The organism is Gulosibacter chungangensis (genome assembly GCF_008831155.1).
GTDB lineage: Bacteria > Actinomycetota > Actinomycetes > Actinomycetales > Microbacteriaceae > Gulosibacter > Gulosibacter chungangensis.
Window position 1 is genome coordinate 231,198 of the sequence record NZ_WBKB01000005.1, and the last position, 19,966, is coordinate 251,163.

General features: G+C 62.4%; 16 protein-coding genes and 1 riboswitch. Of the genes, 11 read left to right on the plus strand and 5 right to left on the minus strand.

Going from position 1 to position 19,966, the window contains the following annotated elements; all coding sequences use genetic code 11:
• Positions 1–5: 5 nt before the first annotated feature.
• A complete protein-coding gene (locus tag F8O05_RS09700) occupies positions 6–1,472 on the minus strand; it encodes a glutamate synthase subunit beta (protein WP_158052527.1) in 1,467 nt (488 codons plus the stop codon).
• Complete coding sequence (gltB, locus tag F8O05_RS09705; protein ID WP_225735833.1) at positions 1,465–6,033, minus strand: glutamate synthase large subunit; 4,569 nt, start codon at positions 6,031–6,033, stop codon at positions 1,465–1,467. Before gltB ends, F8O05_RS09700 begins: the two co-directional genes overlap by 8 nt.
• Before the next feature lie 349 nt (positions 6,034–6,382).
• On the opposite strand from gltB, the gene F8O05_RS09710 reads away from it, so the two are divergent.
• The 9 genes from F8O05_RS09710 (at position 6,383) to F8O05_RS09750 (ending at position 15,733) form a co-directional block, all read left to right on the plus strand.
• The gene (locus F8O05_RS09710; RefSeq protein ID WP_158052528.1) at positions 6,383–6,955 is read left to right on the plus strand and encodes a single-stranded DNA-binding protein; all 573 of its coding nucleotides are present in this window, start codon (positions 6,383–6,385) and stop codon (positions 6,953–6,955) included.
• 175 nt (positions 6,956–7,130) lie between these two features.
• Positions 7,131–7,628, plus strand: coding sequence for a DUF6993 domain-containing protein (locus tag F8O05_RS09715; protein WP_158052529.1), 498 nt, complete (start codon positions 7,131–7,133; stop codon positions 7,626–7,628).
• Between the two features lie 73 nt (positions 7,629–7,701).
• Entirely contained in the window at positions 7,702–9,384 is a 1,683-nt protein-coding gene (gene ettA, locus F8O05_RS09720) for an energy-dependent translational throttle protein EttA (protein WP_158052530.1), read from the plus strand.
• 56 nt (positions 9,385–9,440) lie between these two features.
• Positions 9,441–9,911: an acyl-CoA thioesterase gene (locus F8O05_RS09725; RefSeq protein WP_404811367.1), complete on the plus strand. Its 471-nt coding sequence runs from the start codon at positions 9,441–9,443 to the stop codon at positions 9,909–9,911.
• A 2-nt stretch (positions 9,912–9,913) separates the two neighbouring features.
• Positions 9,914–10,648, plus strand: a complete 735-nt coding sequence (locus F8O05_RS09730; RefSeq protein ID WP_158052533.1) for a hypothetical protein — start codon at positions 9,914–9,916, stop codon at positions 10,646–10,648.
• Positions 10,649–10,745: 97 nt separating this feature from the next.
• The gene (gene gdhA, locus F8O05_RS09735; protein WP_158052580.1) at positions 10,746–12,092 is read left to right on the plus strand and encodes an NADP-specific glutamate dehydrogenase; all 1,347 of its coding nucleotides are present in this window, start codon (positions 10,746–10,748) and stop codon (positions 12,090–12,092) included.
• An 86-nt stretch (positions 12,093–12,178) separates the two neighbouring features.
• Positions 12,179–12,282: riboswitch (TPP riboswitch) on the plus strand.
• A gap of 45 nt (positions 12,283–12,327) precedes the next feature.
• Entirely contained in the window at positions 12,328–13,374 is a 1,047-nt protein-coding gene (locus tag F8O05_RS09740) for a thiamine ABC transporter substrate-binding protein (RefSeq protein ID WP_158052534.1), read from the plus strand.
• A gap of 17 nt (positions 13,375–13,391) precedes the next feature.
• Positions 13,392–15,065: an ABC transporter permease gene (locus F8O05_RS09745; protein ID WP_225735834.1), complete on the plus strand. Its 1,674-nt coding sequence runs from the start codon at positions 13,392–13,394 to the stop codon at positions 15,063–15,065.
• Complete coding sequence (locus F8O05_RS09750) at positions 15,059–15,733, plus strand: ABC transporter ATP-binding protein (RefSeq protein ID WP_158052536.1); 675 nt, start codon at positions 15,059–15,061, stop codon at positions 15,731–15,733. The genes F8O05_RS09745 and F8O05_RS09750 overlap by 7 nt, the downstream gene beginning before the upstream one ends.
• Here the strand turns inward: F8O05_RS09750 and F8O05_RS09755 are convergent.
• Genes F8O05_RS09755 through F8O05_RS09765 form a run of 3 tightly spaced genes read right to left on the minus strand, consistent with a single transcriptional unit; the run spans position 15,699 to position 18,375 of the window.
• The gene (locus F8O05_RS09755; RefSeq protein WP_158052537.1) at positions 15,699–16,949 is read right to left on the minus strand and encodes an MFS transporter; all 1,251 of its coding nucleotides are present in this window, start codon (positions 16,947–16,949) and stop codon (positions 15,699–15,701) included. The two genes, F8O05_RS09750 and F8O05_RS09755, sit on opposite strands and share 35 nt — an antisense overlap.
• Positions 16,950–16,983: 34 nt before the next feature.
• A complete protein-coding gene (locus F8O05_RS09760) occupies positions 16,984–17,391 on the minus strand; it encodes a globin (protein ID WP_158052538.1) in 408 nt (135 codons plus the stop codon).
• Positions 17,392–17,400: 9 nt separating this feature from the next.
• Positions 17,401–18,375: a mechanosensitive ion channel family protein gene (locus tag F8O05_RS09765; protein WP_158052539.1), complete on the minus strand. Its 975-nt coding sequence runs from the start codon at positions 18,373–18,375 to the stop codon at positions 17,401–17,403.
• A gap of 169 nt (positions 18,376–18,544) precedes the next feature.
• Here F8O05_RS09765 and F8O05_RS09770 point away from each other — a divergent pair, with 169 nt between their 5' ends.
• Positions 18,545–18,724 (plus strand): hypothetical protein, encoded by a 180-nt coding sequence (locus tag F8O05_RS09770; protein WP_158052540.1) that lies wholly within the window; start codon positions 18,545–18,547, stop codon positions 18,722–18,724.
• On the plus strand, positions 18,724–19,899 hold the full coding sequence (locus F8O05_RS09775; RefSeq protein WP_158052541.1) for a YeiH family protein: 1,176 nt from the start codon (positions 18,724–18,726) through the stop codon (positions 19,897–19,899). The genes F8O05_RS09770 and F8O05_RS09775 overlap by 1 nt, the downstream gene beginning before the upstream one ends.
• Positions 19,900–19,966: the final 67 nt, after the last annotated feature.

The window sequence follows — 19,966 nt, forward strand, 5'->3', positions numbered from 1 at the left end:
CTGAGCTACCCCCGCAGCGAAATCGCCATATCCGAAGCGGCAACCGGTGCCGGAAGCATCGAGCTACCCAGCAGATACTTCTCCACCGCCGCAGCGGCAGCGCGTCCCTCAGCGATCGCCCAAACAATCAGCGAGGCACCGCGGCCAGCATCCCCGGCCACGAAGACACCGGGGACGTTGGTCGCGTAATCGTCCTCGCGCGCGACGTTGCCACGCGCAGTGAACGCCACATCCAATTGCGAGGCGAGGGCATCCTGTTCGGGGCCCGTGAAACCCATCGATAGCAGCACGAGATCCGCCGGAATGGTCCGCTCGGTACCGGCCTTGGGCACCCGGCGCCCGTCTTCGAGGAAGTCAGTGTCCGCGAACTTCAGCGCAACCACGTGACCATCCGCATCCGAAACGAATTCGACCGTGGAGGCCTCGAAGAGCCGCTCACCACCCTCTTCGTGTGAGGTCTGCACTTCGAATACTCGCGGCGTCATCGGCCAGGGCTCACTCGGAGTGCGGTACTCCGGCGGCTTCTTGCCAATAGCAATGTTCGTGACGGATGCGGCACCCTGACGGTGCGCCGTGCCGATGCAGTCAGAGCCGGTGTCGCCGCCACCGATAACAATGACGTGCTTACCCTCCGCCGTGATCTGGCCGGGAACCTCGTCGCCCGCAACCGCATGGTTGGACTGCACGAGATATTCCATGGCCTGATGGACGCCCGCAAGGTCCCGCCCCGGCACATTGAGCTCGCGCCCGACCGGGGCGCCGGTAGCGATCACGATCGCGTCATAGCGACGCCGCAAATCCGACCAGCTGATATCGCGACCGATCTCAATCCCGGGACGGAACCGCGTGCCCTCTTCGCGCATCTGCTCGAGTCGTCGATCGAGCACGATCCGCTCCATTTTGAAGTCCGGAATCCCATAGCGCAGCAGCCCGCCAATGCGGTCATCCCGTTCGAATACGGCGACGGTGTGCCCCGCCCGGGTGAGCTGTTGTGCGGCCGCGAGCCCCGCCGGACCTGACCCGACCACAGCCACCGTTTTGCCGGTGAGTCGCTGGGGCGGATGAGGTTCGATCCAACCCTGCGCCACCGCTTCATCGGCAATCGACTGCTCGATGCGTTTGATGGTCACGGCCGGTTGCGAAATCCCGAGCACACAGGCTGACTCACAGGGTGCCGGGCACAGTCGCCCGGTGAATTCGGGGAAGTTATTAGTTGCATGCAGCCGCTCGGACGCCGTCCGCATATCCCCGCGGTAGGTCAGATCATTCCACTCGGGGATGATGTTCCCGAGCGGGCAGCCCTGGTGGCAGAATGGGATACCGCAGTCCATACAGCGGCTCGCCTGCGATTGCAGCTGCTTCTTGTCCTGCTGCTCATAGATTTCCTTGTAGTCCATGAGCCGCAGCGGCACCGGCCGTCGCGGTGGCAGTGCGCGTTCGCGCTCGTTGAGGAAGCCTCTCGGATCAGCCATGGGTTGCCTCCATAATTTCGTTCCAGGTTTCGTCGCCGTCGGGGTCGATACCCGCTTCGACGGCGTGCTGGCGGATGCTCGTAACCGTCGCGTAGTCGCGCGGCAGTACCTTGGTAAATTCGGTTCGGATGCGGTCAAAATCGGCGAGGATGCGTTGGCCGAGTTCGGAACCGGTCTGCTCGACGTGCTGGTGGATGAGATCCTCGAGTTCGTCAGCATCCGCATCGGAGAGCGGCTCGAGGCGCAGCTCGCCGGATTTCAGGGCGCTCGGGTTGATGAGCCCGGTGTCGAGGTTTCGGATATAGGCGATACCCCCGGACATCCCGGCCCCGAGGTTGCGCCCGGTTTCGCCGAGGATGACCGCGAGCCCGCCGGTCATGTATTCGAGAGCGTGATCGCCCACGCCTTCAACCACGGCGGTGGCGCCCGAATTGCGCACCAGGAATCGCTCTCCGACAACGCCGCTCAGGAACATGGTGCCGCTGGTTGCGCCGTAGCCGATGACGTTGCCGGCGATGACGTTCTCTGCCGCAGCAAAGGTGGCCTGTTCATCCGGTCGCAGCACGATCTGGCCGCCTGAGAGCCCCTTGCCGACATAGTCATTGGAGTCTCCGTAGAGCTTCAGCGTGACTCCCGAAGGCAGGAACGCACCGAGTGACTGGCCGGCGGTGCCGGTGAGGGTGATGTTAATCGTGTCGCGGGCGAGGCCGTGTTCGCCGGTGGCGACCGTCACTTCGTGCCCCAGCATGGTGCCCACCGCGCGGTCGGTGTTCTTTACCGGCAGGCTAATCTGCACGGGTTCACCCTCGCGAAGCGCGGGCTCCGAGAGCGCGATGAGCGTGCTGTCGAAGTGTTCGTCGAGTTCGTGATCCTGATCGCGCAGACGTCGACGCGGCGCATCCGCGGGAAGCTCCGGCCCCTGCAGGATGGCGTCCAGGTCGAGCCCGTCAGCCTTCCAGTGGCGTTTGGCCTCATCGGTATCGAGGAGGTCATCGCGGCCAATGATTTCGTCGAGGCTGCGATAGCCGAGCTCGGCGAGGTATTCGCGCACCTCCTGCGCAATGAACTCAAAGAAGTTCACGACGTGTTCGGCCTTACCGGTGAAGCGCTCACGTAGTTCGGGGTTTTGGGTGGCGACGCCCACAGGGCAGGTGTCCATGTGGCACACGCGCATCATGATGCAGCCTTCGACCACGAGCGCGGTGGTCGCGAAGCCGTATTCTTCGGCACCGAGGAGCGCCCCGATCACGACATCCCGGCCGGTTTTGAGCTGCCCATCCACCTGCACATTCACGCGATCACGCAGCCCGTTGATGCGCAGCGTCTGCTGCGTCTCGGCAAGACCGAGTTCCCACGGGGTACCGGCGTGCTTGAGCGAATTCAGCGGTGAGGCACCCGTGCCACCGTCGTGCCCCGAGACGAGAATCACGTCGGCGAGCGCCTTCGTGACCCCGGCAGCTACCGCACCGATCCCGTTTTCGGAGACCAGCTTCACGTGGATGCGTGCCTTCGGGTTCGCGCGCTTGAGGTCGAAGATGAGCTGCTTGAGATCCTCAATCGAGTAGATGTCGTGGTGGGGCGGGGGAGAGATGAGTCCAACACCGGCCGTTGCGTGACGGGTTTTCGCCACCCACGGGTACACCTTCTGCGGCGGCAGCTGCCCACCCTCACCGGGCTTCGCGCCCTGGGCGAGCTTGATCTGAATGTCATCGGCGTGGGTGAGATACATGCTCGTCACCCCAAATCGGCCCGAGGCAACCTGCTTGATGGCGCTGCGGCGCTCAGGGTCGAGGAGCCGATCGACGTCCTCGCCGCCCTCACCAGTATTCGACTTGGCGCCGAGCCGGTTCATCGCAATCGCGAGGGTCTCGTGTGCTTCCTTGGAGATCGAACCGTAGCTCATCGCGCCGGTCGAAAAACGCTTGACGATCTCAGAAACCGGTTCCACTTCATCCACCGAAATCGGTTGCCGATCGCTCGCAAACTTGAACAGGCCACGCAGGGTCGAGGTCTCCTCGGCCTGGCTGTCGACGCGGCGCGTGTAGTCCTTGAAGATGTCGTAGCGGCGCTCGCGGGTGGCGTGCTGGAGTCGGAAAACCGTGTCCGGGTTAAAGAGGTGCGTGGGGCCTTCGCGGCGCCACTGGTATTCACCGCCAATTTCGAGCGGTCGGTGCGGCGGTTCGCCACCGTCCACCGGGTAGGCCGCCTCGTGGCGTGCCTGCACCTCGACAGCGATGATGTCCAGATCAATACCGGAGATCTTCGAGGCAGTGCCGGTGAAGAACTCATCAATGATCTCCTGCGAGAGTCCGACCGCTTCAAAGGTCTGGGCGCCCGTGTAGCTCGCGATGATCGAAATGCCCATCTTGGACATGATCTTCAGCACGCCCTTGCCAAGAGCCTGTAGGTAGTTCTGCACGGCCTGCTCCGGGGTGATGCCCTCGATGCGACCGGAGGCCACCATGTCCTCGACCGACTCCATGGCGAGGTAGGGGTTGACGGCACTCGCGCCATACCCGAGCAGCACCGCAACGTGGTGCACTTCGCGGACCTCACCGGTCTCGATCACGAGCCCCACGCGCAGGCGGCGCTGCGTGCGGATCAGATGATGGTGCACCGCGCCGGTCATCAGCAGCGAGGGAATTGGTGCCCAGTCGCGATTCGAATCGCGGTCCGAGAGCACGATGAACTTCGCGCCGTTATCGATGGCCTTATCGGCTTCCGCACAGAGTTTTTCGAGCCCCTCTCGCAGACCCTCCACGCCACGATTCACGCGGTACAGACCGCTGAGCGTGACCGTCTCATCAATACCGGGTCGGGTTTCCAGGTGCTGCAGTTTCGCGAGCTCATCGTTATCGAGCACCGGGAAATCAACAATGATTTGCCGCGCGTGATCGGGACTGATGTGCAGCAGGTTTTCCTGCGGCCCGATGGAGGTGACCAGGCTCGTTACGACTTCCTCGCGAATCGCGTCCAACGGCGGGTTCGTCACCTGCGCAAAATTCTGCGTGAAGTAGTCGAACATGAGCCGCGGCCGGTTAGCGAGTACCGCAATCGGCGTATCGCTACCCATTGCCCCCAGCGGCTCGGCACCGGTGCGAGCCATGGGCTCGAGCAGGATGCGCAGCTCCTCTTCCGTATAGCCAAACGAGCGTTGGCGGCGCACCACCGAAGAGCGGGTGTGGCTCACGTGTTCGCGCTCGGGGAGCTCTTCCAAACGGATGCGACCCTCATCAAGCCAGTCACCCCAGGGTTGCAGCTCGGCGAGGTCGTGCTTGATCTCTTCGTCTTCCACGATGCGACCGACCTCGGTGTCGACCACGAAGACACGGCCCGGACGCAGCCGACCCTTGCGGACAATGCGCTCAGGGGCTGCTTCGAAGACACCAACCTCAGAACCAACAATGACCAGTCCGTCATCGGTGACCACGAAGCGACCGGGGCGTAGGCCATTGCGGTCGAGAGTGGCGACGAGGCGGCGACCGTCACTGAACGCCATCGAGGCGGGGCCATCCCAAGGCTCCATGACGAGCGAGTGGTATTCGAAGAAGTCGCGCACCTCGGCAGGCATATCGTCGCTGCGTTCCCAGGCCGCGGGCACCATCATATGGACGGCATGCACGAGCGAGCGGCCGGAAAGCGTGAGCAACTCCAGGACCTCGTCGAAGCTCGCCGAGTCGCTATTGCCCTCGGTGATAATTGGCAGCAGGTCGCTGACCTCGCCGAGATAGTGACTTTCCAACTGCGACTCTCGGGCACGCATCCAATTTCGATTGCCGCGGACGGTATTGATCTCGCCGTTGTGCGCCATCATGCGCATGGGCTGGGCGAGCGACCAAGACGGGAAGGTGTTCGTCGAGTAGCGCGAGTGCACGATCGCGAGCTTCGAGGCGAAGCGAGGATCGGACAGGTCGGGGTAGAAGGGCTGCAGCTGCAGCGTGGTGACCATGCCCTTATACGTGATCGTGCGACTGCTGAGCGAGCAAAAGTATGCGCCGAGCTGGTGCTCTAGGCGCTTGCGTAGGCGGTAGGCCTGGCGGTCCAGGACGATGCCCTTGCGGGGATTGCCGCGATAATTCTGGCGTTCGGAACGGATGAACAGCTGCTCAATGACCGGCATCGCTTCGCGTGCGAGCGGCCCCAGCTGCTCGACGTCGACGGGGACTTTGCGCCAGCCAAGCACGCGCAGCTCTTCCTCCGCGCAGAGCGCTTCGATGCCCTCGCGCATTGCCGCCCGCTCGACGCTGTCGACGGGGAAGAACACATTGCCCACCGCATAGCGCTCTGCCGGTGGCAGTTCGAAGTCAACCACGGCGCGGAAGAATTCGTCCGGCACTTGGAGCAGGATGCCCGCGCCGTCACCGGTGCCCGCGTCGGACCCTACCGCACCGCGGTGTTCCATGTGCCGTAGTGCTTCCAGTGCGATCTCGACGACTTCGTGGCTCGGGTGGCCCTGCATGGTGGCAACCGAAGCAATACCGCAGGAATCGCGCTCGTTTGCAGGGTCATACATTCCGGCAGCAGCGGGAAGACTGTTGAAATGGTGCGCGAAAGCGTTCATTATTCCCCTAGTAGTTGTCATGAGCCCACGGTGGTGGACTTTTAGCGTAGAGGGTGAATTCCCATTTGAAAAGTCACATCTTTGTAGAGCTGTCCGCTAGGTGATAGTTCGGCAGGGTGTTTGAGTGCGAGTTTTTCCTGCTGTCCGGCACTTTTTTGTTGCCAGGGTGGCGTGCACGCGGCCTGTGGATTCGTAGATATTCACAGGTGAGCCGGTGGGATGAGCGCAAATCTGTGCGCGGTCCCAAACTGATGACGGGCTCCGGCGGGCAGCAAATCACGCACGGTGCGGTTCGCCGGAGCACCACCCATTAGCGAACACAGCAACACTCCTGAGAAAGGAGCCAACGATGACTGACTTCATTACCGTTACCGGCACGATCGGCACCGACCCAGACCATAAGGTGGTCGGCGATCAACTCAGCCGCACCACCTTCCGGCTTGCCTGTAGCGAACGGCGGCGCACAGCCGATGGCCAGGGTTGGGAGGACAGCCACACGAACTGGTACAGCGTGACCAGCTTCGGTCGCCTCGCTGCCAATGCGATTGCTTCAGTTGCGAAGGGGCAGCGAGTCATTGTGAGTGGCAAGCTGCGGATTCGCACCTACGCCCGCGAAGACGGGTCACAGGGCACGCAAGTCGAAATCATTGCCAACACCATTGGGCACGACCTGGCCTTCCAGATCTCCACCGCCGCAAAGTTCGGTTCTGGCGATCGCTCCAATGGTGGGGCGAATGGCACAGCGGAGGATCCCACGCCATCGAACGACTCCCTTGCAAGTGCGATGGGTGCCCCGTCATCGACGAGTGACGCGCCCTATCCGGGTGAGCAAGAAACTCGAAGCTACCTGCCAGAGGACGTGGAAGTTGATGGCGTCTCTGTTGACGAGGAGACCGGGGAGGTATTTGCGGCCACTCACTGATCCGTCCGCCGCTGCATTCCATTGCACGCCGCATAATTTGGAATGTGATCGTGCCAAGACACACTAAGTTTTCCCAACCGCCGGGTGCTCGGCCAAGCGAAGTCTCGCCAAAGCTGAGCACCCGGCGCAGACATCCAGCCTTGCGATCACTTCTTTCTCTTATGATTTGCAAGTTGTGTCTGCAAACGAAGGGAAGCCGGTGCGTCTGGTTCGAACACTCTCCGCCGTCGCCATGATCGCGGTTGCCGGAATGTCACTGACAGCCTGCTCCCTGTTCGACGGCGATTCGAGGCCCGGGCCCACCGATGGGGCAACCACCGCAGCAACTCCGACTCCGGAAGCAATTTTCGTGCCCGACGGTGGTGCCGAAGAGAATAAGGCCTACTTCGACAAGACCTTGCAGGATCTGCTCGATGCTAATCCGGAGGCGGGTTCGCATGAAATGGTCAATGCTCTCACCGAGGCCGGTTTTGACAAGTCGCAGATGGAAGTCACTCCCGATAAGACGGCCGTGGATTTGGACGCCGCCTTCGTCGTTGTTTCGGTAAAAATGCCCGACAATATGTGCCTCATTGGCCAGACCGGCACCCACGGATACGCATCGATGGTTGCGGAGCCGATGAAGAGTACCGATACCTGCCTCATCGGTAAGAACCAAGAGATCGACTGGTAAAGTCTGGGCAGGCCCGCGTTAGGGCCACATTGCTTTATCCACTCGCCCGGACTGGGCTCAAAGACTGGAAGTTATGGCTGAGTACATCTACCAAATGGTCCGTGCCCGAAAGAAGGTGGGCGACAAGCTCATCCTCGACGACGTGACGATGTCGTTCTTCCCCGGCGCCAAGATCGGTATGGTTGGCCCGAACGGTGCCGGTAAGTCGACCATCCTCAAAATCATGGCTGGACTCGACACCCCGTCTAACGGTGACGCAACCCTCACCCCGGGGTTCTCCGTGGGCATCCTGCTGCAGGAGCCGCCGCTGAACGAGGAAAAGACCGTTCGCGAGAACGTTGAAGAGGGTGTTGCTGAGATCAAGGGCAAGCTCGACCGCTTCAACGAGATCTCCGCCGCCATGGCCGATCCGGATGCCGACTTCGATGCGCTGATGGAAGAAATGGGCACCCTGCAGACCGCCATCGACGCGGCCGATGCTTGGGACCTCGACTCGCAGCTCGAACAGGCGATGGATGCACTGCGCTGCCCGCCCGCCGACGAGCCGGTCACGAACCTCTCCGGTGGTGAGCGTCGCCGCGTGGCGCTGTGCAAGCTGCTGCTCGAAAAGCCCGACCTGCTGCTCCTTGACGAGCCCACCAACCACCTTGACGCCGAGAGTGTGTTGTGGCTCGAGCAGCACCTGCAGAAGTACCCCGGCGCAGTCATTGCGATCACCCACGACCGGTACTTCCTCGACCACGTCGCACAGTGGATCGCTGAGGTCGACCGCGGTCGCCTCTACCCGTACGAAGGCAACTACTCTACCTACCTGGAGACCAAGGCACAGCGTCTCGAAGTGCAGGGTAAGAAGGATGCCAAGCTGCAGAAGCGACTCAAGGAAGAACTCGAGTGGGTTCGCTCGAACACCAAGGGTCGTCAGGCGAAGTCGAAGGCCCGTCTGGCCCGCTACGAGGAGATGGCTGCGGAAGCAGAGCGCACTCGGAAGCTTGACTTCGAAGAGATCCAGATCCCACCGGGGCCGCGCCTCGGCAGTATCGTGCTGGAGGCCAGCAACATCAAAAAGGGATTCGGGGACCGCGTCCTCTTCGACAACCTCTCCTTCTCGCTGCCGCGCAACGGCATCGTCGGCATCATTGGTCCGAACGGTGTGGGTAAATCCACCCTCTTCAAGACCATCGTGGGCATTGAGGAACTCGACGGCGGCGATCTGAAGATCGGTGAGACGGTCGAACTGTCCTACGTCGACCAGAGCCGCGCCGGTATCGACCCGGAGAAGAACGTCTGGGAAGTTGTCTCCGACGGTTTGGACTACATCCAGGTCGGCAAGGTGGAGATCCCCTCGCGCGCCTACGTTTCCTCCTTCGGGTTCAAGGGACCGGACCAGCAGAAGAAGTCGGGCGTACTCTCCGGTGGTGAGCGCAACCGTCTCAACCTCGCACTGACGCTGAAGCAGGGCGGCAACCTGCTGCTCCTTGACGAGCCGACTAACGACCTCGACGTTGAGACCCTTTCGAGCCTCGAGAACGCGCTGCTGGAATTCCCCGGTTGCGCCGTGGTGATTACCCACGACCGTTGGTTCCTCGACCGCGTGGCCACCCACATCCTCGCCTACGAGGGCACCGATGAGAACCCCTCGAACTGGTACTGGTACGAGGGTAACTTCGAAGGCTACGAGGCGAACAAGATTGAGCGTCTTGGGCCGGAAGCTGCGAAGCCTTCGCGAGTGACCTACCGAAAGCTCACGCGCGACTAATGCAGGTGGGCTGGGTCTCCGGGGAAAAAGATGGCGAGCGTCGTTACCACGTATCGATGCCGGTTCGTTGGCGCGATCTCGACGCCTATAACCACGTGAACAACGCCACGATGCTGACGCTGCTCGAAGAAGCACGCACGATTGCATTTTGGAAGGTTCACCCGGATGATCCCAGCCCCCAGCGGCCAATGGCCGTGGTGGACGCACAGGCGAATTCGGCGACGAATACGCTGATCTCACGGCAAGAGGCCGAATATAAAGTCCCGATTCCATACGGCCACGAGCCCCTCGATATCCAAATCTGGCTCAGCGAGATAGCTGCCGCCTCGGTCGAGGTCTCCTATGAGGTGTGGAATCCCGTGAACTCACCTAAACGGATCCTGCACACGCTCGCACGCACGACCATCGTCTTTGTTGACACCGCAACCGGTAGGCCCCGTCGCGTCAGTGAATCCGAACGCGCTGCCTGGCAACCATTCCTCGGCGCGCCCTCGCGGATGCGCGTCGATCGACAGCGGCGAGACTAGCCATGCCCGCCATGCTCACGCTTGCGAACCCGCAGGTTCGCGAGGATCTCGCCACCTTCCTCGGCAGAGCGGGCCGCATCGAAGACTCCGGTCTGCGCCTCCAGGAAGTACCCGGCGGGGTTGCCTGCTGGGTACCGGTATTGCGCCCGGCGGGGCTCCTCACCGATTCGCCACTCGTAGTCGGGGTTCGCGGCATCCCTGCGCGGATTGAAAGCACCGAGGCCGATGATTTCGTGGGCGACCGCGTCGATATCCTCGTGCCAATGCGGGGAATGCTCGATCGTCTCGCGCGCACACCGAACAGCGAGCAGGAGGCACTTCGTCTCGCGCTGCCCGTTGAACGACCTCACGAGTCGTGGACGGGTGTGACTCCGCCGCTGTCGGGGTGGCAGCCCACCGCGGAACTCTCGAGCGACATCCTCATCCACGTTGCCGAAGACGGCATCGCCGAAGTGGGGGAGCGGGCCGGAGGCGGGCTGGGACAACTCCTCGCCGAAGAAATTCGCACCAACACGTGGACTCGCGCGCTGCCGGAAATGGCGCGTAAGAAGGCCCCTTCCATAACTTCCCCGAGCGACCATGCCATTGCACCTACGCCTCTTCCACCCGCCGGGGCAGCATTCGCCGCGCATGCGCTCGGCTTCCTGAAATCCGGCGAGACCGGGCAACTTTCTGAAGCGCCAGGGTGGTGGCGCATCGCCTTCCCCGCAGGGCAAGTTCTGATTCGTCGACGATAGATCGCAAAAAAGGTGCGAACTTCTCATGATGCGGACTACTATTCAATTCGGTGGCTGAACACAACGGCCCAGAAAGGAAATCCCTCCTGTGACTTCAATGCACTCGACTATTGAGAACCTGAAGCGTGAAATCTTTGCCCGCAACTCCGGAGAACCGGAATTCCAGCAGGCAGTCGCGGAAGTTCTCGACTCGCTGGCTCCCGTTCTTGAGCGCCACCCCGAGTACCTGGATCAGGACATCGTGCACCGCCTCGCGGAGCCCGAGCGTCAGATTATCTTCCGAGTGCCCTGGATCGACTCTGAGGGCAAGGTCAACATCAACCGCGGCTTCCGCGTGGAATACAACTCTGCGCTCGGCCCCTACAAGGGCGGTCTGCGGTTCCACCCGACGGTGAACCTCAGCATCGTGAAGTTCCTCGGCTTCGAGCAGATCTTCAAGAACGCCCTCACCGGTCTACCGATCGGTGGCGGTAAGGGTGGCTCGGACTTCGACCCCCGCGGTCGCTCGGACCGCGACATCATGACCTTCTGCCAATCCTTCATGACTGAGCTCTCGCGCCACATCGGTGAGTACACCGATGTTCCCGCCGGTGACATCGGTGTCGGCACCCGCGAAATCGGCTACCTCTTCGGGCAGTACAAGCGCATCCAGAACCGCTTCGAAGCCGGTGTCCTCACCGGTAAGGGCCTGTCCTGGGGTGGCTCGCTGGTTCGCCCGGAGGCAACCGGTTACGGCACCATCTTCTTTGCCCGCGAAATGTATGGCACGCGCAACGAGTCCTTCGAAGACAAGACCGTGTCGGTCTCAGGCTCGGGCAACGTCGCGATCTACGCCATCGAGAAGGCTCAGCAGCTCGGTGCGAAGGTCGTCACCGCATCCGACTCCTCGGGTGTCATCTACGACCCCGATGGAATCGACCTGGACCTCCTCAAGCAGGTCAAGCTCGAAGAGCGCGGTCGCATCCGCGAGTACGCCGACCGTCGCAGCAACCGCGTGGAATTCCACGAGAAGCTCGCCGACGTGTGGCAGATCCCCGTCGACGTTGCCCTACCCTGTGCCACCGAGAACGAACTCGACCTCGAGTCGGCTCAGGCGCTCATCAAGAACGGTGTGCAGGTTGTCGCCGAAGGTGCGAACATGCCCTGTACCGCGGATGCCGCAACGCTCCTGCGCGAGACCGACTCGGTACTCTTCGGCCCAGCAAAGGCCGTGAACTCCGGCGGTGTCGCCACCAGCGCCCTCGAAATGCAGCAGAACGCTTCGCGTGACTCCTGGTCCTTCGAATACACCGAAGCTCGTCTCGACGAGATCATGGTGTCGGTACACGAGCGCTGCCGTGCCACAGCAGCCGACTACGGTGCACCAAACGACTACGTGCTCGGCGCCAACATCGCCGGCTTCACGAAGGTCGTTGAAGCGATGATCGCCCAGGGCGTCGTCTAAGCCCCAAGGCAACCCCATACTCGGGCCCCGACATGTGCAGCAAACCTGCGCATGCCGGGGCCCGAGTCATTCATTGCTAAGCTGGTGACTCACGACAGGGGAGCGCCCACCGGCGCTGAGAGTGCGCGCAGCCGCAGACCCTCGAACCTGCCCGGTTAGCACCGGCGAAGGAAGTCGAGATTCTCTCCTTGTATCGCCCAAGCGATGCAAGCCCTCCATACCCTATGGAGGACAGATGAAACGTCGCATCACCATGACCGCAACGATCGCCGCGGCAGCGCTCACCATGACCGGCTGCTCGGCAGTGGATCAAGTCGACAGCACCGGCAGCACCGAAAGCGCCGGCGGCACGGTGACCATCCTGACCCACGATTCCTTCGTGATCACCGATGAGCAGATCGCCGCCTTTGAAGAACAGAGCGGGTACACGCTGCAAACCACCGCTCCCGGGGATGCGGGCGTGATCACCAACCAGCTGATTCTCTCCGGCGATGCCCCCACCGTCGACGGCGTCTACGGCATCGAAAACTACTCCACGCAAACCCTGCTCGACGCCGGCGTGCTCGCGAGCTACACCTCACCGAACCTGCCGGAATCCGCCACGGACCTCGCAATCGAGGGTACCTTCACCCCGATCGACCAGGGCCAGGTCTGCGTCAACATCGACCACGCCTGGTTCGAAGAAAACGGCGTGGCCGAACCGACCACGCTGGATGACCTCACGAAGCCCGAGTATGCATCCCTGCTGGTAACCATGAACCCCGCAACCTCCTCGCCGGGTCTGGCCTTCCTCGTCGCAACCGTGACCGAACAGGGCGATGACTGGCAGAGCTACTGGCAGTCACTGCTCGAGGGCGGCACCAAGGTTGTCTCCGGTTGGTCGGATGCTTATTTCGTTGACTTCTCGGGCGCCGAAGGCCAGGGCGACTACCCGCTCGTGCTGAGCTACTCATCCTCGCCTGCCGAGGCTGACGGCCAGACTGGCGTGCTCGAGGCAAGCTGCACCCCGCAGGTGGAGTACGCAGCCGTCGTGGAAGGCGCGGCCAACCCCGAAGGCGCGCAAGCGTTTATTGACTTCCTGCTGGGCGAAGACTTCCAGTCGGGTGTGGCCGAAAACATGTACATGTACCCGGTGGACTCGGAAATCGCGCTCCCCGAAACCTGGGCACAGCACGCGACGCTCGTCGAAAACCCGATTCAGCCGGACCTCGCGCAGGTCGCGCAGAACCGCGACACATGGATCGCTGACTGGACCGAGCTCTTCGAAAACCACAGCAACTAACCTCGCTGGCACAGCAGTTGCAGACCACCACGCGCGCGACCGGCGCGCTCGGAAAGATCGCTTGGACGGCGGCGGCCGCAGTGCCGCTCGCCTTCCTCGCGATCTTCTTTGTGTGGCCGGTCGGCGCGATTATTACGCGCGGCTTCGTTCAGGATGGCAGCCTCAGCCTCGCGATCTTCGGCGAGGTCCTCGGCGAGACGCGCACCTGGCGGATTGTCGCGCAAACCCTGTGGATGGCCGTTGCCGGAACGCTGGGCTCGGTGATCCTCGGTATCCCGGGCGCATACATCCTCTATCGCTGTCGGTTCCCGGGCCGGGGGATTCTGCGCGGCATCGCGACCGTGCCCTTCGTGCTGCCCACCGTGGTGGTGGGCGTCGCGTTCCGCGCGCTATTAGCCGACCGCGGCCCGCTGGGTTTCCTCGGCCTCGACGGCACCACCACCGCGGTCATCCTCGCGATGATCTTCTTCAACTACTCGATCGTGGTTCGTCAGGTCGGGACCCTCTGGGCGAGCCTCGACCCGCGCATGCCGGAAGCGGCCCGTTCTCTCGGCGCATCCCCGCTGCGAGCATTCCGCACCGTGACGCTGCCGCAGCTTGGCCCAGCTATCGCCTCGGCTGCGAGCCTGGTCTTTTTGTATTGCTCAACCGCGTTCGGCATCGTGATTACCCTCGGGCAGCCCGGCTACGGCACGCTCGAGACCGAAATCTATCTGCAAACTCGGGTGTTCCTGAACCTGCCGGGCGCCGCGGTGCTTTCAATCCTGCAGTTCATCATCGTGCTGATCGCAGTAGTGGTCTCCAATCGCGCTCGCCGCGGTACCGAAACCTCGCTCAAGCTCGGTGAGGCGAAGGATGCGCGGCTCGGCCGGGGCGATCTGTGGCCAGCCGTCGTGACTTTCGTGACCATTGCCACGCTGATCATCGCGCCGCTACTGGCACTGGTGCTGCGCTCCCTGCAGCGCGGCGGGGAGTGGAGCCTCGCGAACTACGCGCTGCTGACGACCAGTGGCTCGGGATTCTCGGGTGGTGCCACCGTCATCCAGGCGCTCGAGCACTCCCTCAAAATCGCGCTCGATGCGACCGTGATTGCGCTCGTAATTGCGGTGCCCCTCGCGCTGGTACTCTCGCGGCGCACCCGCAGTCGACGCTTTCAGCGCGCCCAACGGCTGATTGATGGCGCCGTGATGCTCCCGCTCGGGGTCTCCGCGGTGACGGTCGGATTCGGGTTCATCGTCTCGCTCCAAGCGACGGTGCCGCAATTAGCGATGTCAGGGCTGCTCGTGCCGCTCGCACAGGCCGTGGTGGCGCTGCCGCTCGTGGTGCGCTCGCTCGTGCCGGTACTTCGCGCAATTGACCCGCGGCTGCGGGAAGCCGCCGCGACCCTCGGGGCATCCCCCTCGCGCATCCTGCTCACAGTCGATGGACCGTTCCTTGCGCGCGGACTCGGCCTTGCCGCCGGGTTCGCCTTCGCGGTATCGCTCGGGGAGTTTGGCGCGACCAGCTTCCTCGCCCGACCCGACTATGTGACACTGCCGGTGCTCATTGTGCGGCTGCTTTCACGCCCCGGCGCGGATAATTATGGAATGGCGCTCGCCGCCGCAGTGCTCCTCGCCGCCGTCACGGCCCTCGTGATGACCGTGTGCGAGAAACTGCGCCCGCGTGGCGCCGGAGAGGTAACCGGATGGTAGACCCGAAACTGACTGCCCCAGCGCTCGAATTGCGTTCGGTGGGGATCGCGTTCGAAGACGAATACGAGTGGATTAAAGACGCCAACCTGCGCGTGGCAGACGGCGAAGTGGTGGCACTGTTGGGCCCCTCGGGTTCGGGAAAATCAACGCTGCTGCGTGGCATCGCCGGGCTCGAGTCGCAGACTGCGGGGGAGATCTGGATGCGCGGCCAGCTGATGAACGGTGTTCCCACGCACAAACGCAATTGCGGGATGGTCTTCCAAGACGGCCAGCTCTTCCCGCATCGAAACGTGCGCCGCAATGTCGCCTATGGACTTGAGGCGGCGGGTTGGTCGAAGTCGGCTATTGCCGAGCGGGTGGATGCGATGCTAGAGCTCGTGGGACTCGCGGGCTTCGGTGAGCGGGCGGTGCAAACCCTCTCGGGCGGGCAGGCGCAGCGGGTGGCGCTTGCCCGCTCGCTAGCCACGAAACCGCAGCTGCTGCTCTTGGATGAGCCGCTCTCGGCCCTCGACCGCGAGCTACGCGAACGCCTCGCGAAGGATCTGCGGCGCATCCTCACCCAGACTGGTTCGAGTGCGGTGCACGTAACCCACGATCTCGAGGAAGCGCGCACGATCGCCGACCGGACGGTGTTTATTGATCAGGGCCAGCTGCACGCGGAACCGTGACCTGCTCATAGTCATTCGGGCGCCCGATGAGATAGGCGGCGGGTAACGCGACCACGCAGGTGCCGATCAAGAACCACAGCGGTAGCACCCAGTCGCCGGTGGCGGCGTACACCATCGACACGATGAAGGGGCCGCCCGCGGCGAGCATGTATCCGAGGCCCTGCACAAAGCTGCTGAGCCGTGCGGCACCGAGGACTGTGGCGGCTTTCACTCCGACAAGCCCAAGCGACATCGAGAACAGCAACTGTCCCGCACCGATCAGGGTCACGGCCCAAAAACTCTGTAACCCGGGCACCAGCAGGATGAGCAAATAGCCGAGGACGAAACACGCTAGGCCGATGAACGCGGCCGGACGCACCCAGGTGCCGCGAGCCGCAATGAGCGGCGAAATGAAACCCACCGGGATGCCGACGAGCGCGAACCAACTTAGCTGCAGATTGGCTGTGGTCTGCGAGAGGCCATTGAATTCGACGAGGATCTGCGGGAGCCACGCAAATACCGAATAGGAATTCAGCGAGCACACCGAAAAGAGCATCATGATCGCCCAGGCAGTGCGGGAGCGGAATGGCGAAGCATCGCTCGGTTGGCTATTCGAATCGACCACCGTGATGGCGGCGGTTTCGGCGGGGGATGCGTAGCCGGCATTGCGGTCTGTGAACCACAGCGTGATCCACGGCACCATCGCGACCACAGCTAGGGCACCCCAGATCGCGAGCGAATAGCGCCAGCCTTGATCCATCGCGACCTGCGCGGCAAGTAGCGGCGGGGCAGATGCCGAGATCGCAATGATGACGATATACATCGACGTGACGATTCCGATCTTTTTCGGGAATCGCGCTTTGACAATCGGCGGCATCAGGATATTTCCCGTGCCGAGGGCAGCCAGCGCGAGTGCCGTCCCGAGGGTGATGCCCCACGCATCCATCGCCAGTGCACGGATCGCGAACCCGCACGTGGCGAGCGCCAGGCTCACGATGATGATGCCCTCGAGCGAGAACTTCCGCGTGAGCGGGCGGGCGATAAAACCGGCGGCGGCGAAACACAGCGGTGGGAGCATCCCAATCACACCCAGCGCGAGGCCAGGCAGCGGGAAGGACGCTTCTACGAATGAGACGATCGGGGAGAAGCTTGAAACCGGTGTGCGCAGGTTCAGCGCGAGCAGCGCAATGGCTATGAGACCGAGGATGCTGATCCCCAGCCGTGAACGACGAGACAAAGTACCTACGATTCTGGAACTTGCGATGTTGTAGCTAGGCCCGGCCGGGCGTGGGTTCGAAGGTGTTGACCATCGCAGTGGCGGCACGATCGAAATACGCGAGCATCTGCGTGCGCACAATCGGCGGGAATTCCATGGACTTCACGGCCGCGGTCATGTGCCGTAGCCAACGATCACGCGCATCCGGGTTCACGTGGAAGGGGACGTGGCGCATCCGTAACCGCGGGTGACCGCGCTGCTCCGAGTAGGTGCTCGGGCCGCCCCAGTACTGACCGAGGAAACGGCTCAACCGCCAGATTGCACCCTCGAGGTCGTCTTGGGGATACATCGGCCAGAGCACGGCATCGGTCTGGACATCGTCATAGAACCGTCGAACGAGTTCCTCAAACGTGTCCATGCCACCGACCTCGTCATACACGGTCAGCGCGGAGGAATCAGTCATGCCTCTACCTTAGGCCTCGCCTTCGTCGACACGGCGCTGCTCGTCGATCTTGCCGTCGATGCCGGTGGTCTGGCGGATGTCGATACCGTTTGGGCCATCAAAGACGATGGTGTTCATCGCCGGTAGGTCGATATGCTCGCGCTTGAGCGCATCCTGGATGCGCGCGCGCATTTCGCGCTCGACGCTCCAGCGGTCGCCCGGCGTGGTCTTCACCGCGAGACGCACAATGATCGCCTCCTTGGAGAGCGTCTGCAAGCCCCAAATGCTCGGCTCTTCAAGGAGCTTGAGCATCCAGTCTGGGTCCTCCGCGAGTTCCTTCGCTGCCTGCAGCATGGTGCGCTGGGCCTTATCTCGGTCGCTATCGAAGGGGATTGCCAGGTCGATGATGGCGCGGTTCCAACCCTGCGAGTTATTCCCCACGCGCTGGATTTCACCGTTTCGGACATACCAGAGCTGCCCGTACACATCGCGCACCTGGGTGACCCGGACGCCCACGGCTTCCACCACACCACTGGCATATTCCATGTCGACCTCGTCACCGACACCGATCTGGTCCTCAATCACCATAAAGAGGCCGTTGAGCACATCGCCGACGATCTTCTGCGCACCGAAACCGAGACCCGCACCGATCGCCGCCGAAAGCACCGTGAGCGACGACAGGAAGCTCGGGCTGATGATGCCAATGCTCCACATAAACGCGACGACCCAGATGATCACCTTGAGGATATTGGTCAGCACCTGGCCGATGGTGCGGGTGCGCTGCACGGTACGAACGGACGCGAGGGGGGACTTGAGCGCGAGCATCTGCGTGTCGGCAACGCCACGCTTCTTCTTGACACCCTCGACGATTTGGCCCACGGAGCGATTAATGATCCAGGCGAGGATGCGACTGACGAGCCAGGCGCCAATGAGCACGAGGGCGACCTGGAGGATGGGGAGAAAAGGACCGAGAAACTCGGCCACGGTATCGAAAAATTCCTGCATAGCGCCGTCGAGTGTATTGATACCGACCGAGTGGAAGCTGGTTCTTCCCCGTTTACTTGTGGGATGCTTAGCGTGGTTACAATGCCAACTTGTTGGGTCACCAATATTCCTTGTAACTGAGGCGCGAATCGGTGGCCGGACTCCCTACCCGCTGATTTTGAGGATGCATATGTCTCACTCGAACGCGCGAGATGGCGATTTCGTCGATATCCCGCCCCATGAAGTAGAAGCTCCAGACTCGCACGGCAAGTTTTCGCTCAATGAGGACTGGTGGGCCACGATCGTCGGTACGGCACTCGTACTGCTGTGCCTGGCAGGCGTAGTTCCGAACATCGGCGGGTGGTTCTAGTGGCACCACAATCGCAAACCGAATCCGCAGGCGCCACCACCAAACCGCAAGAAGGCGGCGCAGGGTGGTGGACGGTCGCTGGCCTGCTGCTCGTCGTCGCACTCGCGATCGTCGTGCAGGTTCTCACTTCGAATATGCCCGACTGGACGGCCGAGACCTGGTTCGGACCCCTCGCGAAATCGGTGGAGTTCCCCGTGTACGCCATCGCGATCGGCTTTGCCTTCAACGGCATCCTGTCCCTGGCGAAGGTGCGCGACAGGATGTCGGCAGGCTTTCGCACCGAGTTCTTTATCAAGATCGGCCTGGTGCTGCTTGGCACCACGGTAAACGTGAATGTCATTCTCGATCTCGGCCTGCCCGCGGTCATCCAAGCACTGCTGCTGATCACCGTGGTGTTCTTCTTCACGTGGTGGTTCGCGGGAATCGTCGGTCTTGCCCCGCACCTACGGGCACTGCTCGCTACGGCGCTTTCCATCTGTGGCGTCTCCGCGGCGGTTGCTGCCGCTGGCGCGGTGCACGCAAAGAAAGAGCAACTCGCCTATGTCGCGGGTCTGGTGATCGTGTTCGCCTTGCCAGCGATCTTCCTGTTGCCGTGGCTTGCGCAAGTAATGGGGCTCTCGCCAGTGGTCACCGGTGCCTGGATTGGCGGGAATATCGACACCACCGCCGCCGTGACGGCGGCCGGCGCGATGGCCAGCGAAGAGGTGTTGCAGTACGCCTCGGTGGTCAAAATGATCCAGAACGCGCTGATTGGTTTCGTCGCGGTGGCGCTTTCGATCTACTTCACCCTCAAAGTTGACCGTCCGGCGGATGCAGTCAGCAGCAAGGTTGTCGCGAAGGCCGGCTGGGGACAGGTCTGGCAGCGCTTTCCGAAGTTCGTGTTCGGCTTCCTCTTCGCCTCGGTCCTCGTCTCCACACTCGCGGCGATCTTCCCGGCAGCCTTGGCGGATGGCGCCTGGCTCGATAGCGGAGTGAATGCCGCGAAGTCGCTGCAAACCATGTTCTTCACAGTGGCGTTCGTGTCGATCGGGCTTGAGTTCCGATTCGGAGCGCTCAAGGAAGCCGGCTGGAAGCCGATCCTGGTGTTCTTTGCCGGGACCGTGATGAACCTCGTTGCGGGTCTACTGCTGTCCTGGCTGCTATTCGGCGTGCTCTTCGCCGGAAACTTCAGCTAATACGCTCACTGAGTAGCGCGTATCGAAGTGCCTGATAAGTAGGCGATTTCGATACGCGCTTCTTGTT

Bases quoted from the DNA above. Each gene is read 5' to 3' on its own strand.
- gltB (WP_225735833.1), bottom strand. From the start codon at position 6,033: ATGAACGCTTTCGCGCACCATTTCAACAGTCTTCCCGCTGCTGCCGGA.
- F8O05_RS09760 (WP_158052538.1), bottom strand. From the start codon at position 17,391: ATGACTGATTCCTCCGCGCTGACCGTGTATGACGAGGTCGGTGGCATG.
- F8O05_RS09710 (WP_158052528.1), top strand. From the start codon at position 6,383: ATGACTGACTTCATTACCGTTACCGGCACGATCGGCACCGACCCAGAC.
- gdhA (WP_158052580.1), top strand. From the start codon at position 10,746: ATGCACTCGACTATTGAGAACCTGAAGCGTGAAATCTTTGCCCGCAAC.
- F8O05_RS09730 (WP_158052533.1), top strand. From the start codon at position 9,914: ATGCCCGCCATGCTCACGCTTGCGAACCCGCAGGTTCGCGAGGATCTC.
- F8O05_RS09770 (WP_158052540.1), top strand. From the start codon at position 18,545: ATGTCTCACTCGAACGCGCGAGATGGCGATTTCGTCGATATCCCGCCC.
- F8O05_RS09740 (WP_158052534.1), top strand. From the start codon at position 12,328: ATGAAACGTCGCATCACCATGACCGCAACGATCGCCGCGGCAGCGCTC.
- F8O05_RS09700 (WP_158052527.1), bottom strand. From the start codon at position 1,472: ATGGCTGATCCGAGAGGCTTCCTCAACGAGCGCGAACGCGCACTGCCA.
- ettA (WP_158052530.1), top strand. From the start codon at position 7,702: ATGGCTGAGTACATCTACCAAATGGTCCGTGCCCGAAAGAAGGTGGGC.
- F8O05_RS09765 (WP_158052539.1), bottom strand. From the start codon at position 18,375: ATGCAGGAATTTTTCGATACCGTGGCCGAGTTTCTCGGTCCTTTTCTC.
- F8O05_RS09725 (WP_404811367.1), top strand. From the start codon at position 9,441: ATGCCGGTTCGTTGGCGCGATCTCGACGCCTATAACCACGTGAACAAC.
- F8O05_RS09750 (WP_158052536.1), top strand. From the start codon at position 15,059: ATGGTAGACCCGAAACTGACTGCCCCAGCGCTCGAATTGCGTTCGGTG.